This window comes from Pseudomonas sp. P4_C1, assembly GCF_056402155.1.
The window spans coordinates 1-14,085 of the sequence record NZ_JBFUHY010000054.1; the positions used below are offsets into that span (position 1 = coordinate 1).

Genomic DNA, 14,085 nt, shown 5'->3' on the forward strand with positions numbered 1-14,085 from the left:
CCCCCTATATCAAGGGCCTGGGGCTTTATCGGTCCGGCCAGCCGGACGAAAGCACTCTGTCCCGCCTAGACTTCAAGGCACGCCAGGAAGGCGGCTGCTTTTGCATGACCTATGCTCACGGACGGAGCCCACGTTGAACATGAGACCACGACAAAAAGTCTTGATCGTCGATGACGAGCCGGACATTCGCGAACTCCTGGAAATCACCCTGGGAAGGATGAGACTGGAGACGTTCAACGCCCGCAACGTCGGCGAAGCGCAATCCCTGCTGAAACGCGAAACCTTCGATCTATGCCTGACCGACATGCAGTTGCCGGACGGTACCGGCCTGGAGTTGGTGCAGCACATCCAGCAAAGCCACCCTCAGGTCCAGGTGGCGATGATCACCGCCTATGCCAGCCTCGAAACCGCGGTCAATGTGCTCAAGGCCGGCGCATTCGACTTCCTGACCAAACCGGTGGACCTTACGCGCCTGCGTGAACTGGTCACCAGCGCCCTGCTGGTTCCTGCCCGCGGGGCTGGCATCGATCGCTGCTTGCTGGGTGACTCATTGCCCATGCGCAACCTGCGCAAACAGATCACCAAACTGGCCAGCAGCCATGCGACGGTATACATCAGCGGAGAATCCGGCAGCGGCAAGGAGTTGGTCGCGCGCCTGATCCATGATCAAAGCCCTCGCGCCAATCAGCCGTTCATTGCGATCAACTGCGCGGCGATTCCTTCGGAACTGTTGGAGAGTGAGTTTTTCGGCCATCGCAAAGGCAGTTTCAGCGGCGCCATCGAAGACAAACCCGGTCTGTTCCAGACAGCTCACGGCGGCACCCTGCTCCTCGACGAAGTGGCTGACCTGCCGTTGGCCATGCAAGTCAAACTGCTGCGCGCGATTCAGGAGAAAGCCGTACGTAGCGTCGGCGGGCAGCAGGAAGTGGCGGTGGATGTGCGCATTCTCTGCGCCACGCACAAGGACCTTGGCGCCGAGGTCGCCGCCGGACGCTTTCGTCATGATCTTTACTACCGTTTGAACGTGATCGAACTCCCGGTGCCACCCTTGCGCGAGCGTCGCGATGACATCGAAATACTGGCCAGCCACATACTCAAGCGCCTGGCCGCCGATACCGGTCAACCTGCAGCGAGACTCCACCCCCAGGCCCTCGATGCGCTGAAAAGCTATCGCTTCCCGGGCAATGTGCGGGAACTGGAAAACATGCTCGAACGGGCGCACACCTTGTGCGAGAACAATCAGATCGAAGCCGGCGACCTGCGCCTGGCTGAAGGCAACTGTGGGGCTGAAGGTGGCGTGCCGGACCTGACCCGGATCGACAATCTGGAAACCTACCTGGAAAACGTCGAACGCCAACTGCTGCTCCAGGCCCTGGAGGAAACCCGCTGGAACCGCACGGCGGCGGCTCAGCGGTTGAATCTGTCATTCAGGTCGATGCGTTACCGACTGAAGAAGTTGGGACTGGATTGAGGCCCCCATCGTCGGATCGCCGCCCGGATCAAGCTCGCTCCCACAGGGTCATTGGTGAACACAACAACTGCGAACACCTCAGAACCATTGTGGGAGCGAGCTTGATCCGGGCGGCGATCCGACGATGGCGATCTGACAAACGACAACTGTCCCGCAGTCAAAGCCGCCCGGCAGGCGCATAAGGCGCCGGATCGATAATCGGCGCCCGACCCAGCATCACATCGGCAAACAACTGGCATGACGCTGGCGCCAACACCAGCCCGTTACGGTAATGCCCGCAGTTGAGCCAGAGCCCGTCAAACCCCGGTACCGGGCCGATATAAGGAATGCCCTCGGGTGACCCCGGGCGCAATCCGGCCCAATGCCCCACCACTTCGGCCTCGGCCAGCGCCGGGATCAATTCCACCGCGGACGCCTTCAGGCTTTCCAGTGCCGCCCCGGTCGGCGTCTTGTCAAAGCCTTCATGCTCCAGCGTACTGCCGATCAGAATGTGCCCGTCGCGCCGGGGAATCGCATAACGGCCCTTGGCCAGGACCATGCTCGGCAGGAAATCCGCCGCACACTTGTAGAGAATCATCTGCCCTTTCACCGGTTCGACCGGCAACGTCAGATCCAGACGCTTGAGCAAATCGCCACTCCAGGCCCCCGCCGTCAGGACCACTTGATCGCCCAGGACAGCACCTGTGGCGGTCTGCACGCCGACCACTTTGTTGCCGTCACGAACAAACCCGCTGACTTCGCACTGCTCATGGATCGTCACGTTCGGCAGCGCCAGCAACGCGGCCTTGAGTGACTTCACCAGTCGCGGATTACGCACGTTGGCGACGTCGGCCATGTAGATCGCCCGGGAAAAACCGCTGCCCAGCACCGGCACGGCGTCGTGGGCTGCCGAAATATCCACCGCACTCAACGGACGATTTTCCCGGGCGGCCCATGCCAGCGCTTCAGCCTCGTCATCCAGATCCAGCCAGTAAAGACCGGTGGTGTGCACTTCAGGATCAACGCCGGTGGCGGCAAACAAGCGCTCGCCCAGTTGTGGATAAAAGTCTTGGGACCAGTGAGCCAACGCGGTGACTGCCGGACTGTAGCGCCACGGGTAAAGCGGCGAAACGATGCCGCCACCCGCCCAGGACGACTCCTGGCCTACGTTCGAGCGATCCAGCAGCACAACGCTTTGCACTTCGGACGCGAGATTGAAGGCCGTCAGCAAACCAATCACTCCACCGCCGACAATCACCACTTGCTGTTGCCTGGTCATGTTCTGATCCAATCGTTAAATAGACAGAGAGTGCAAAAGGCACCCGAAAAAAACTCAGCGCCCCCAGCAGTCTTTGCTGGTCAGGCCGGATTTTGCGTTGACCATGCCGAGGACTCCGATATTGGTGATGGTCAGATCACCACACTTGTCAGTGGCCATGCTCGAGTCAGCCTTGCGTACCGCCGTCAACAGGAAGGTCTGGTCGGTCAGGGTCGGTGTGATGGCATAGTAATCATTGCCGGCACTGAGGCCCGTCGCATCGGTGTAGGCATTTTTTTGCGAGTAGAAGCGCTCCAGAAGCTGCGCCTGCTCCGAGAGCAGACCGGCCACTTCTGCGCGGCGGCCCTTGTTCAGGTATTCGGTGTAACTCGGGGCAGCAATGGTCATGACAATACCGATGATCGCAATCGCGATCATGATTTCGATCAGGGTAAAACCGCGGTTGGAACTACGCATGTATCAATTCTCAGTCACTGTATTTGTCGCCACATGATGCGACGGCTGCCGCCGGATTTTTCAATCCCCGCAGTACCGTCGCCAGTGGAATCGTTCACGGCCCCGCCATTGTCGCTGGCGTCCTGGGTCGAATGCTCTCCAACAAAGATCACGCCATCGGATAGCGTGTCACTGTTGTCGACCACTCCATCGGCGTTGCTGTCGAGCATCTTAACGCTGATCGCCTCGGGCAGCTTCAGGCAGACGGCTTTCAACCCCTGATTGCTGTGGTAAAAACCGTACCAGTTGCCATTGGCCAGACAGGTTGGCCGGTTCAGCGCCGGCGAATCCGCTGACGTGGCAGCGTGCGCCGACATCGACAGGTCAAGCGCGACGACGACACCGATCATTTGTGACCATAACCTGACAGGTCGCTCAGTACTTCGCATAGATGCTCTCCACCACACTGCGTGAATGACCCGCGATGCCGACCGCCGTTACCCGATACAAGGTCGCCGGGGTATTGATGGGCACATTCACCGCATTTCGGCTGACACCGATATTTTGCACGCCATAAAAGCCCTTGCCCGATGCAACCCAGGTCACGCCTGAAGAGGCGTTGAAACCGGCAGCGGTAATAGTCGAAGACTCGGACGGTGGTGCACATTGAACGATGCCGCTGCAAACAGGTAACGCATAACTGTCCCGCCGCACTGCACCCTCGCCCACCCGCAATGCGGCTTCGGCACTCTGGAACGACTGATTGCGCAAGGCGACGCTACCGGCCATTTTTTCCTGCAGAGTGGCGCTCTGCATCGATGAAAGCCCAATCAGTGTCAGCAAGAGCAAGAACACCAGACTGACCAACAGTGCCATGCCGCGTTGGGCGTAATACGTCTTGGGAGCACGATTCATTGGCACTCCCTCATGGCAAGCGGTTGCGCAGAGCGGCAACCACGTTGAAGGTTTGATCGCTCACCCGGTGGTTCGGATCGGTGAGAGTCAGGCTCAGGCGAACACTACGAATCAGCGCGGGGTCCGACGGATTGCTGCTGTAGCGCGAAGCAGCCAGATCAGTGGCCGTGCTGGCCAGGCCGAAGCTCACGTCGAAAGCGCTGACGTTATCCACCAATACCTGGTCTGCTGCGGCCCCGCTCTTCATAAGCAGTTGGTTGTTGCCGAAGCTGTAATCCAGCCGCCGTATCGGAAAGGCCAGTTGTCCTGCCACTGGCGCCCGACCTTCACTGTAGGCCGTCGAATGGGTTCGACAATCGGAAAGCACGGTCCAGTCCGGCTTGCCGCCATTGCCGCCGACATCCGCCGTAACCAGCGTCAACTTGCGGCCGCCGTTGTCCCAGCGGATCGGTGCTAGCTGACTGGCATGGAAATCACCTTTCTGACTTGAGTCGGTGATCGTTTCCAGGCAACCGAACATCCCGACCATGCGGACTTCCTGAATCATTTTGCTCAGCACGAAACGTGCGTCCTCCTGCATGTTCGCGGCCGCGTTCTGGCTGAGATAAGTGTTCTTGGCTGCAATGAAAACCTGCACCACGCCCAGCACCACGATCAGGCTCAATGCCAGGGCGATCAGCAACTCGACCAGGCCAAAACCCCTGCTGCGGCGCATCACGGGATCATCACCGGATCAATGGCCGCGCGACTGCTCAGGACAAAACTGCGCCGAGAGTCGGCGGCCTTCGCAGCCCGTGAGTCGTCCCAGGTAATCGTGATGGTGTACAGCTGCTGATTGACGGTGACGCTGCCCGTTGCGGTAGCACCGAGCGAACTGACAATATTGGCTTTGAAGTCAAACAGGTCCTGATCCCGGGTAACGTCCGGATTGCCCGAAGCCGGCGGCGCGATGGTGTAGTCCGCAGTGGCGTTGGCGCGAATGCGGTCCATCAGGTCGTAGGCGATAAAGCTGGCCTGACTGGTCATGCGCGCGCTGTCCGTGTACTTCAACGCATTGAGCTGAAACGCCGCTGCCCCCAGCAACCCCACTCCCAGAATGACTAACGCCACCAGGACTTCGACCAGCGTCATGCCCTCCTGCGTGCCTTGCCTCCCTGCCCTCATCCGCAACTTCCACCCAATAGAATTCGTCCGTTCAAACACACTGTCAGCGTCCTGCTTTGTGCGCCCCGCCCATAGCTGATCACCACCGCTGAGGACGGTGATGACAATCCGCCCATGCTGTTGAAATCGATGGCAGTGACGCCAGAGGTTAGCGCCAGAGTTGCGCCGCTGCTCATCGCCGGAATAACCCGTAATACACTGGCCAAAGAGCCAGTACCGTCGTAAATCGTTAGCTCCCCGCTCCAGACATCCCCACCGGCCGTCGGGCGCACCCGTGTGGTATTGCCCCGATCAATGGCTTCGAGCCGGGCAAAATCAAGGGCTCGTCGCAGGTCCGAAATTTCGGTATCGGCCCTCGTCGTTTGCACCGAGCGGGTAAACCCCGGAACGGCCATGGTCAGCAGGATAAGCAGGATCGCGAGCGCGACCAGCAACTCGATCAGCGTGAAACCTTTTGTACGATGATCCATCGGGACCTTCTGTTTCCTTCGGCTATACCTGCTGTTGCGCAGCACAACATCCGAACGATGCTGTGCGTTTGCGTTGTCTTTTCTCGCGCAGGGATTGCGTGAGCCACAGTACGCCACGGAGGGCCATGTCATGCGGCAACAAGGCTTCAGCCTGATCGAACTGCTCATGGGACTGGCAATTACAGGAATTGTTCTGCAACTGGTCAGTCCGGCGTTCGCAACGCTGATCGAGTCGAACCAAAGACAGCAAGCGGCGCAGGCCCTATTCAGTGGTATTCGCACCGCCCGGAGCGAAGCCATCACCCGCAACCAGGCCGTGGTGATTCACGGCATCAATGGCGACTGGAGCCAAGGCTGGCGGATCATTCTGGATATCAGCGGCAAAGGGGAGATGGACAGCGACAATCCGCTGCTGGCCGAACGCCAGAGCGGCGCGCGCGTGTCGATTGCGGGGAACAGTACGGTCGAAAGCTCAATACGATTCAGAGGTCAGGGCGAGCCGCTGTTTGGAGGGACATTACACATTTGCGCAGTTCGCGTGCCGGTGAGCCAACATCAAGTGGTGTTGGCACGAACCGGGCGCGTCAGCCTGCGCAACGACAAGGCTGAGCAGGCGTTATGCGAAGAAAGGAATAACTTCAGAGCAACGAGCGAACGCGCAGTTCTTTAGGCATCGAGAACGTGATGTTCTCCTCGCGACCGGCCAGTTCATCGGCACCGGTGGCACCCCAGGCCTGCAATTGCTCGATCACGCCGCGCACCAGGACTTCGGGGGCGGATGCGCCAGCGGTGATACCGATACGCTCGACGCCTTCGAACCAGCTCTTTTGCAGGTCTTCGGCACCGTCGATCAGGTAGGCCGGAGTGGACATGCGTTCAGCCAACTCGCGCAAGCGATTGGAGTTGGAGCTGTTCGGGCTACCGACTACCAGCACCACGTCGCACTCGTCGGCCAGTTGTTTAACCGCGTCCTGACGGTTTTGCGTGGCGTAGCAAATGTCGTCCTTGCGCGGTCCACCGATGGCCGGGAAGCGCGAACGCAGCGCGTCGATAACGCGGCTGGTGTCGTCCATCGACAGCGTGGTCTGGGTCACGAACGCGAGCTGTTCAGGGTTGTTTACCTGCAAGGCCGCAACGTCTTTCTCGTCTTCGACCAGGTAGATCGCGCCGCCGTTGCCGGCATCGTACTGACCCATGGTGCCTTCGACTTCCGGGTGACCGGCGTGGCCGATGAGAATGCACTCTCGGCCGTCACGACTGTAGCGCGCCACTTCGATGTGGACTTTGGTCACCAGCGGGCACGTGGCGTCGAATACTTTCAGCCCACGGCCAGCCGCTTCGCTGCGCACGGCCTGGGAAACGCCGTGGGCACTGAAGATCACGATGACGTCGTCCGGCACCTGGTCCAGCTCTTCGACGAAGATCGCACCACGGGAGCGCAGGTCTTCGACGACAAACTTGTTGTGAACCACTTCATGGCGAACGTAGATCGGCGGCCCGAAGACTTCCAGGGCGCGGTTGACGATTTCGATCGCCCGGTCCACACCGGCGCAGAAGCCACGGGGGTTGGCGAGTTTGATTTGCATGCTGTGCCTCGTGTCTTGCGCGCGAAAAATGATAATGCGGTCCTGTTGCTCAAACACAAGGTTCGAGAACAGTGAAACTTCCTGTGGGAGCGAGCTTGCTCGCGATAGCGCAGTGTCAGTCAACATCAATATCGACTGTCAGGCCCTCATCGCGAGCAAGCTCGCTCCCACAGGGTCCGGTGGCAACAGAAGCTGCCCCCGTAATGCCTCAGAGCGCTTTGACGGAAATGATTTCCACGTCAAAGGTCAGCGTCTTGCCAGCCAGCGGATGGTTGAAGTCAATGGTCACTTGCGCATCATCGAACTCTTTGACTACACCCGGCAATTCAGTATTAGCCGCATCGTTGAAGATCACCAGCAAGCCAGGCGACAGTTCCATGTCCTGGAACTGAGAGCGCGGGATGATCTGCACGTTTTGCGGGTTAGGCTGACCGAAAGCGTTTTCCGGCTCGATGCTCAGCGTACGCTTGTCACCGGCCTTGAAACCGAACAGGGCCGCTTCGAAACCTGGCAACAGGTTGCCGTCACCGACCTTGAAGGTCGCCGGGGCTTTGTCGAAAGTACTGTCCACAGTGTCGCCGTTCTCCAGGCGCAATGCGAAATGCAAGGTGACTTCCGTGTTCTGACCGATGCGTTGCTCAGCCAATACCTGTTCAGTCATGAACGGTTTCTCCGGTCTTTTTACTTTTGAACATATCCAGTGCCAGCATGACAGCACCAACCGTGATTGCACTGTCGGCAAAGTTGAACGCCGGGAAATACCAGCGGTTCTGCCAATGCACCAGAATGAAATCGATCACATGGCCCAGGGCAATGCGGTCATAAAGATTGCCCAGCGCGCCGCCGAGCACCAGTGCCAGCGCAATCGCCAGCCAGGTCTCGTTGCGCCCCAGACGCTTGAGCCACACCACCAGCACCGCACTGACCACGACAGCGATCAACGCGAACAGCCAGCGCTGCCAGCCGGAGCTGTCAGCCAGAAAGCTGAACGCCGCACCGGTGTTATAGGCCAGGGTCCAGCTGAAGTAATCGGGGATCACCACGATTTGCTGGTACATCGCAAGCTTGCCTTCGAAGTAGAACTTGCTGGCCTGGTCGATGACCAGAACCAGCAAACTCAACCAGAGCCAGCTCAGCCGTCCGAAACGGCCAACGGCGTTAGGCATAGTGACGGACCTCGCCAGCGCCGCTGATGTTGTCGACGCAACGGCCGCAGATTTCCGGATGCTCCGGATTCACACCGACGTCTTCACGGCAGTGCCAGCAACGGGCGCACTTGGCGAAGGCCGACTTGACGATCTTCAGCTTCAGGCCGCTGACTTCGGTGACCACGGCATCGGCCGGTGCCTGCACCAATGGCGCGACACTGGCGGTCGAAGTGATCAGCACGAAGCGCAGCTCGTTGCTCAGCTTGGCCAGGTCGGCAGTCAGCGCGTCTTCGGCGAACAGCGTCACTTCGGCTTGCAGGTTGCCACCGACAGCCTTGGCCGCGCGCTGGATTTCCATTTCCTTGTTGACCGCGACCTTGACCGCCATGATCCGGTCCCAGTAGGCGCGATCCAGCTCGAAGCCTTCCGGCAGTTCGCTCAGACCTTCGTACCAGGTGTTGAGCATGACGGATTCGTTACGCTCGCCCGGCAGGTACTGCCACAGTTCGTCGGCGGTGAACGCCAGGATCGGCGCGATCCAGCGCACCAACGCCTCGCAGATGTGGAACAGCGCGGTCTGGCACGAGCGGCGGGCCTTGCTATCGGCGCCAGTGGTGTACTGGCGATCCTTGATGATGTCGAGGTAGAAGCCGCCCAGTTCCTGCACGCAGAAGTTATGGATCTTCGAGTACACGTTCCAGAAGCGGTATTCGCCGTAGTGCTCTTGCAGTTCGCGTTGCAGCAGCAGGGCACGGTCCACGGCCCAACGGTCCAGAGCCAGCATTTCTTCGGCCGGCAACAGGTCGGTGGCCGGGTTGAAGCCGGTCAGGTTCGAAAGCAGGAAACGCGCGGTGTTACGGATACGCCGGTAGGCGTCCGCACTGCGTTGCAGGATCTGCTCGGAAACCGCCATTTCACCCGAGTAATCGGTCGAAGCAACCCACAGACGCATGATGTCGGCGCCCAGGGTGTCGTTGACTTTCTGTGGCGCGATCACGTTGCCCAGGGACTTGGACATCTTGCGGCCGGACTCGTCGACGGTGAAGCCGTGAGTCAGCAGTTCGCGATACGGTGCGTGGTTGTCGATGGCGCAACCGGTCAGCAGCGACGAGTGGAACCAGCCACGGTGCTGGTCCGAGCCCTCCAGGTACAGGTCGGCGCGCGGGCCGGTTTCGTGACCCATCGGGTGCGAACCGCGCAGGACGTGCCAGTGCGTGGTGCCCGAGTCGAACCAGACGTCCAGGGTGTCGCTGATCTTGTCGTACTGCGGCGCTTCAGCGCCCAGCAGTTCGGCGGCGTCCAGCTTGAACCAGGCCTCGATGCCTTCGACTTCAACGCGCTTGGCGACTTCTTCCATCAACTCGACGGTACGCGGGTGCAGTTCGCCGCTTTCCTTGTTCAGGAAGAACGGGATCGGCACGCCCCAGTTGCGCTGACGGGAAATGCACCAGTCCGGACGGTTGGCGATCATCGAGTGCAGGCGCGCCTGGCCCCAGGCCGGAATGAACCCTGTCTCTTCGATGGCCTTGAGCGAGCGCTGACGCAGGGTGTCGCCGGTGGTCGGCTGCTTGTCCATGCCGATGAACCACTGCGCAGTGGCGCGATAGATCAGCGGAGTCTTGTGGCGCCAGCAGTGCATGTAGCTGTGTTCAATGACGGTGGTGTGCAACAGCGCACCGACTTCGGTCAGCTTGTCGACGATGGCCGGGTTGGCCTTCCAGATGAACTGGCCGCCGAAGAATTCCAGCGACGGTACGTAAACGCCGTTGCTTTGTACCGGGTTGAGGATGTCGTCGTTGACCATGCCGTACTTCTTGCAGGTCACGAAGTCGTCCACGCCGTAGGCTGGTGAGGAGTGAACCACACCGGTGCCGGCGCCCAGTTCAACGTAGTCGGCCAGGTAAACCGGCGACAGACGGTCGTAGAACGGGTGACGGAAGTTGATCAGTTCCAGCGCTTTACCGGTGGTGGTCGCAATGGCCGAACCTTCCAGCGAGTAGCGTGCCAGGCACGACTCGACCAGCTCTTCAGCCAACACCAGGAGCTTGTCGCCGACGTCGACCAGGGCGTAGTTGAATTCCGGGTGAACGTTCAGCGCCTGGTTGGCCGGGATGGTCCACGGGGTGGTGGTCCAGATCACGATCGAGGCAGGCTTGGCCAGCGATGTCAGGCCAAAGGCCGCAGCCAGTTTGGCTTCATCGGCAATCGGGAAAGCCACGTCGATGGTCGAGGACTTCTTGTTCTCGTACTCGACTTCCGCCTCGGCCAGGGCCGAACCGCAGTCGAAGCACCAGTTCACAGGCTTGAGGCCCTTGAACACGAAACCGCCCTTGACGATTTCGGCCAAGGCTCGGATTTCACCGGCCTCGTTCTTGAAGTCCATGGTCTTGTACGGGTTGGCGAAGTCGCCCAGCACACCGAGGCGAATGAACTCGGACTTCTGCCCTTCGATCTGCTCGGTGGCATAGGCCCGGCACAGTTCGCGGGTCTTGTCCGCGCCCAGGTTCTTGCCGTGGGTCACTTCGACCTTGTGCTCGATCGGCAGGCCGTGGCAGTCCCAGCCCGGAACATAAGGCGCGTCGAAGCCCGACAAGGTCTTCGAGCGGATGATCATGTCCTTGAGAATCTTGTTCAGCGCATGACCGATGTGAATCGAGCCGTTGGCGTACGGAGGGCCGTCGTGCAATACGAACTTCGGACGATCCTTGCCAATCTCGCGCAACTTTCCGTACAGGCCAATGCTGTCCCAGCGCTGCAGAATCTGCGGTTCGCGCTGAGGCAGGCCGGCCTTCATTGGGAAGGCGGTGTCCGGAAGGTTTAGCGTGGCTTTATAGTCGGTCATTTAAGGCTCTTCATTAGCGATGGGCGCTAGGTGCGGCTAGTGCACGGGCGGCGGCGACATCCGCGTTGATCGCCGTTTTCAACGCCTCCAGAGAGGCGAAACGCTGCTCTTCACGCAGCTTGTGGTGGAAAACCACCGTTAAACGCCGGTCATACAGATCGCCGGCAAAATCTAAAAGATGTATTTCGAGGTGGGCCTTGCCATCACCTTGTACCGTTGGCCGCACGCCGATATTGGCGACGCCGGGCCAGGTCTTGCCGTCGATGTCGACGTTGACCAGATAAACCCCGGAAAGCGGAACGCGACGGCGCTTGAGTTGTATGTTGGCCGTGGGCGTACCCAACTGGCGAGCCAGCTTCTGGCCGTGCAGTACCCGCCCGGTAATCTGGAACGGCCGACCTAGCAGTCGCTCGGCCAAGGCAAAATCAGCTGCGGCCAGGGCATTGCGGACCTGAGTGCTGCTGACGCGAATACCTTCCAGCTCAACGGTTTGCGCCGCCTCGACGGTAAAGCCCTGAATGATGCCGGCTTGTTGCAGGAAATCGAAATCCCCTACGCGGTCGCAGCCAAACCGGAAGTCATCACCGACTTCAAGGTGCTGTACACCAAGGCCGTCCACCAGGATGGTATCAACGAATTCGCTGGCGCTGAGCTTGCTCAGCCGCTGGTTGAAGGCCAGGCACAGGACCCGGTCGACACCTTCGTCGGCCAGCAGCTGCAGTTTGTCCCGCAGCCGGGCCAGACGGGCCGGGGCCGTGTCCGGGGCGAAAAATTCTCGCGGCTGCGGCTCGAAAATCACCACGCAGCTGGGCACGCCCAACTCGAGCGCACGTTCACGCAGCCGCGCCAGGATAGCCTGGTGACCACGGTGAACACCGTCAAAGTTGCCAATAGTGGCGACACAGCCCCGATGCTGGGGGCGCAGATTGTGGAGGCCTCGAACCAGCTGCATAACGCGCTTCTTGCTCATAAAGTGGTCGATTATAACCACACCCGGCGGCCGACGACAGGCAACACCGTAACCCAAAGTGATCGAGCCGACAAAACTGTCGGCTCGCCCGTGTTTATCGAAGCCAGAACCTCTATTCCAGCGTCTTGCGATTGAAGTCGCGCAAACGGAAACCCATCAACACTAACATGCCGAAATAAGCCACCACACCCGCCGCCACCAACGCCCCCAGACGCAAGAAGCGCTCGAGCATATGCCCCTGATCCCAGGCTGGCATGAAATGCATTACCCCCAACAGTACCGCGGACATCACCGCCACCGCGACCAGCAGTTTGAACGCGAACTTCGCCCAGCCCGGCTGCGGTTGGTACATCTGCTGTTTGCGCAGTTGATAGAACAGCAAGCCGGCATTGAGGCAGGCGCCGGCACTGATCGCCAAGGCCAGGCCCGCGTGAGCCAGTGGCCCGATCAGCATCAAGTTGAACAACTGGGTGACCACCAGGGTGAAAATCGCAATTTTTACCGGTGTGCGGATGTTTTGTTGCGCATAAAAGCCGGGGGCCAGCACTTTGATCACGATAATCCCAAGCAAACCGACCGAATAAGCGATCAGGGCACGCTGGGTCATCGATGCATCAAACGCATTGAACTGGCCGTACTGGAACAAGGAAACCGTCAACGGCTCCGCCAGAATCCCCAATGCCAGCGAGCAAGGCAGTACCAATACGAAGCACAGGCGCAGACCCCAGTCGAGGATGCGCGAATACTCGTGACGATCCTTGTTGGCGTAGGTCTTGGCCAGGGTCGGCAGCAGAATCGTCCCCAGGGCCACGCCCAACACGCCGGACGGCAGCTCCATCAAACGGTCGGCGTAATACATCCAGGACACTGAACCGGCGACCAGGAACGAGGCAAAAATAGTGTTGATGATCAGCGAAATCTGACTCACCGACACCCCGAGAATGGCCGGCAACATCTGCTTCATGACACGCCAGACGCCAGTGTCGCGCAGGTTCAGGCGGGGCAGCACCAGCATGCCGATCTTTTTCAGGTGCGGCAGCTGATAAAGCAACTGCGCCAGGCCGCCGACCAGTACCGCCCAGCCGAGCGCCATCACCGGCGGGTCGAAGTACGGCGTCAAAAACACCGAAAAGATGATCATGCTGACGTTCAGCAGCGTCGGCACGAAGGCTGGCACCGAAAAACGGTTCCAGGTATTGAGAATCGCACCGGCCAATGACGACAGGGAAATCAGCAGGATGTAAGGAAAAGTCACCCGCAAAAGGCTTGATGTCAGTTCGAATTTTTCCGGCGTGTTGGTGAAACCCGGCGCGGTCACCCAGATGACCCACGGCGCGGCAATCATGCCCAACACCGTGACCAGCGCCAGCACCAGCGTCAGCAGGCCCGAGACATAGGCAATGAAGGTTCGGGTCGCTTCCTCGCCCTTCTGGCTTTTGTATTCGGCAAGAATCGGCACAAACGCCTGGGAAAACGCCCCTTCGGCAAAGATCCGCCGCAGCAGATTGGGCAGTTTGAAGGCGATAAAGAAGGCGTCGGTCGCCATTCCCGCGCCAAATGCGCGCGCGATGAGGGTGTCCCGAACAAATCCCAGAACCCGGGAAAGCATCGTGATAGAGCTGACGGCGGCCAACGATTTGAGCAGATTCATGGAAAGAGTTTGTGCCTGTCGATAAACAGCAGGCGAACTACGCGCCTACTTATGCGATACTCCGCGCCGCAACAGCACAGAGCCAAAGCTCGCGAGTTTACAGGTCGCACGCTGGAAAGAAATCTCCAAGCTTGCTTCACCTACCACTTAGCGGAACGTCTCAACCGCCCTTGAC

At 59.7% G+C, this 14,085-nt stretch carries 15 protein-coding genes; 2 read left to right on the plus strand and 13 right to left on the minus strand.

Translation table 11 applies throughout. The features are described from left to right. The first annotated feature begins 139 nt into the window (after positions 1-139). A complete protein-coding gene (locus AC1DU9_RS21900) occupies positions 140-1,471 on the plus strand; it encodes a sigma-54-dependent transcriptional regulator (protein ID WP_223463685.1) in 1,332 nt (443 codons plus the stop codon). Positions 1,472-1,628: 157 nt separating this feature from the next. Here the strand turns inward: AC1DU9_RS21900 and thiO are convergent, their stop codons facing one another. From thiO to AC1DU9_RS21935, 7 genes are read right to left on the minus strand one after another with little or no spacing between them, the layout of a single operon-like run. Beyond that, positions 1,629-2,729: a glycine oxidase ThiO gene (gene thiO / locus AC1DU9_RS21905; protein WP_477786781.1), complete on the minus strand. Its 1,101-nt coding sequence runs from the start codon at positions 2,727-2,729 to the stop codon at positions 1,629-1,631. Between the two features lie 54 nt (positions 2,730-2,783). Then, positions 2,784-3,185: a type IV pilin protein gene (locus AC1DU9_RS21910; RefSeq protein ID WP_223463591.1), complete on the minus strand. Its 402-nt coding sequence runs from the start codon at positions 3,183-3,185 to the stop codon at positions 2,784-2,786. Positions 3,186-3,199: 14 nt separating this feature from the next. Further along, positions 3,200-3,574, minus strand: a complete 375-nt coding sequence (locus AC1DU9_RS21915) for a hypothetical protein (protein WP_223463592.1) — start codon at positions 3,572-3,574, stop codon at positions 3,200-3,202. Positions 3,575-3,599: 25 nt separating this feature from the next. Beyond that, on the minus strand, positions 3,600-4,079 hold the full coding sequence (locus AC1DU9_RS21920; RefSeq protein WP_223463593.1) for a pilus assembly PilX family protein: 480 nt from the start codon (positions 4,077-4,079) through the stop codon (positions 3,600-3,602). 10 nt (positions 4,080-4,089) lie between these two features. Then, on the minus strand, positions 4,090-4,797 hold the full coding sequence (locus AC1DU9_RS21925) for a PilW family protein (RefSeq protein WP_223463594.1): 708 nt from the start codon (positions 4,795-4,797) through the stop codon (positions 4,090-4,092). Further along, the gene (gene pilV, locus AC1DU9_RS21930; RefSeq protein WP_223463595.1) at positions 4,794-5,243 is read right to left on the minus strand and encodes a type IV pilus modification protein PilV; all 450 of its coding nucleotides are present in this window, start codon (positions 5,241-5,243) and stop codon (positions 4,794-4,796) included. The genes AC1DU9_RS21925 and pilV overlap by 4 nt, the downstream gene beginning before the upstream one ends. Next, positions 5,240-5,713, minus strand: coding sequence for a GspH/FimT family pseudopilin (locus AC1DU9_RS21935; protein ID WP_223463596.1), 474 nt, complete (start codon positions 5,711-5,713; stop codon positions 5,240-5,242). Before AC1DU9_RS21935 ends, pilV begins: the two co-directional genes overlap by 4 nt. Positions 5,714-5,843: 130 nt before the next feature. Here AC1DU9_RS21935 and AC1DU9_RS21940 point away from each other — a divergent pair, with 130 nt between their 5' ends. Continuing rightward, positions 5,844-6,383: a GspH/FimT family pseudopilin gene (locus AC1DU9_RS21940; protein WP_223463597.1), complete on the plus strand. Its 540-nt coding sequence runs from the start codon at positions 5,844-5,846 to the stop codon at positions 6,381-6,383. Here the strand turns inward: AC1DU9_RS21940 and ispH are convergent. The 6 genes from ispH to murJ form a co-directional block, all read right to left on the minus strand. Then, on the minus strand, positions 6,352-7,299 hold the full coding sequence (gene ispH / locus AC1DU9_RS21945) for a 4-hydroxy-3-methylbut-2-enyl diphosphate reductase (protein WP_223463598.1): 948 nt from the start codon (positions 7,297-7,299) through the stop codon (positions 6,352-6,354). The two genes, AC1DU9_RS21940 and ispH, sit on opposite strands and share 32 nt — an antisense overlap. A 208-nt stretch (positions 7,300-7,507) precedes the next feature. Continuing rightward, the gene (gene fkpB, locus AC1DU9_RS21950) at positions 7,508-7,945 is read right to left on the minus strand and encodes an FKBP-type peptidyl-prolyl cis-trans isomerase (RefSeq protein ID WP_172435403.1); all 438 of its coding nucleotides are present in this window, start codon (positions 7,943-7,945) and stop codon (positions 7,508-7,510) included. A gap of 7 nt (positions 7,946-7,952) precedes the next feature. Beyond that, positions 7,953-8,465, minus strand: coding sequence for a signal peptidase II (gene lspA, locus AC1DU9_RS21955; RefSeq protein WP_223463599.1), 513 nt, complete (start codon positions 8,463-8,465; stop codon positions 7,953-7,955). Next, positions 8,458-11,289 (minus strand): isoleucine--tRNA ligase, encoded by a 2,832-nt coding sequence (gene ileS / locus AC1DU9_RS21960; protein WP_477810783.1) that lies wholly within the window; start codon positions 11,287-11,289, stop codon positions 8,458-8,460. Before ileS ends, lspA begins: the two co-directional genes overlap by 8 nt. A 13-nt stretch (positions 11,290-11,302) precedes the next feature. Further along, positions 11,303-12,241 carry a bifunctional riboflavin kinase/FAD synthetase gene (ribF, locus tag AC1DU9_RS21965; protein ID WP_223463601.1) on the minus strand — a complete coding sequence of 313 codons (939 nt, stop codon included), beginning with the start codon at positions 12,239-12,241 and terminating at the stop codon, positions 11,303-11,305. 130 nt (positions 12,242-12,371) lie between these two features. Further along, positions 12,372-13,910 carry a murein biosynthesis integral membrane protein MurJ gene (gene murJ / locus AC1DU9_RS21970; RefSeq protein WP_223463602.1) on the minus strand — a complete coding sequence of 513 codons (1,539 nt, stop codon included), beginning with the start codon at positions 13,908-13,910 and terminating at the stop codon, positions 12,372-12,374. Positions 13,911-14,085: the final 175 nt, after the last annotated feature.

Coding starts and splice junctions, on each gene's coding strand:
- AC1DU9_RS21900 (WP_223463685.1), top strand. CDS start 140: ATGAGACCACGACAAAAAGTCTTGATCGTCGATGACGAGCCGGACATT.
- thiO (WP_477786781.1), bottom strand. CDS start 2,729: ATGACCAGGCAACAGCAAGTGGTGATTGTCGGCGGTGGAGTGATTGGT.
- AC1DU9_RS21910 (WP_223463591.1), bottom strand. CDS start 3,185: ATGCGTAGTTCCAACCGCGGTTTTACCCTGATCGAAATCATGATCGCG.
- AC1DU9_RS21915 (WP_223463592.1), bottom strand. CDS start 3,574: ATGATCGGTGTCGTCGTCGCGCTTGACCTGTCGATGTCGGCGCACGCT.
- AC1DU9_RS21920 (WP_223463593.1), bottom strand. CDS start 4,079: ATGAATCGTGCTCCCAAGACGTATTACGCCCAACGCGGCATGGCACTG.
- pilV (WP_223463595.1), bottom strand. CDS start 5,243: ATGAGGGCAGGGAGGCAAGGCACGCAGGAGGGCATGACGCTGGTCGAA.
- AC1DU9_RS21935 (WP_223463596.1), bottom strand. CDS start 5,713: ATGGATCATCGTACAAAAGGTTTCACGCTGATCGAGTTGCTGGTCGCG.
- AC1DU9_RS21940 (WP_223463597.1), top strand. CDS start 5,844: ATGCGGCAACAAGGCTTCAGCCTGATCGAACTGCTCATGGGACTGGCA.
- ispH (WP_223463598.1), bottom strand. CDS start 7,299: ATGCAAATCAAACTCGCCAACCCCCGTGGCTTCTGCGCCGGTGTGGAC.
- lspA (WP_223463599.1), bottom strand. CDS start 8,465: ATGCCTAACGCCGTTGGCCGTTTCGGACGGCTGAGCTGGCTCTGGTTG.
- ileS (WP_477810783.1), bottom strand. CDS start 11,289: ATGACCGACTATAAAGCCACGCTAAACCTTCCGGACACCGCCTTCCCA.
- ribF (WP_223463601.1), bottom strand. CDS start 12,241: ATGCAGCTGGTTCGAGGCCTCCACAATCTGCGCCCCCAGCATCGGGGC.
- murJ (WP_223463602.1), bottom strand. CDS start 13,910: ATGAATCTGCTCAAATCGTTGGCCGCCGTCAGCTCTATCACGATGCTT.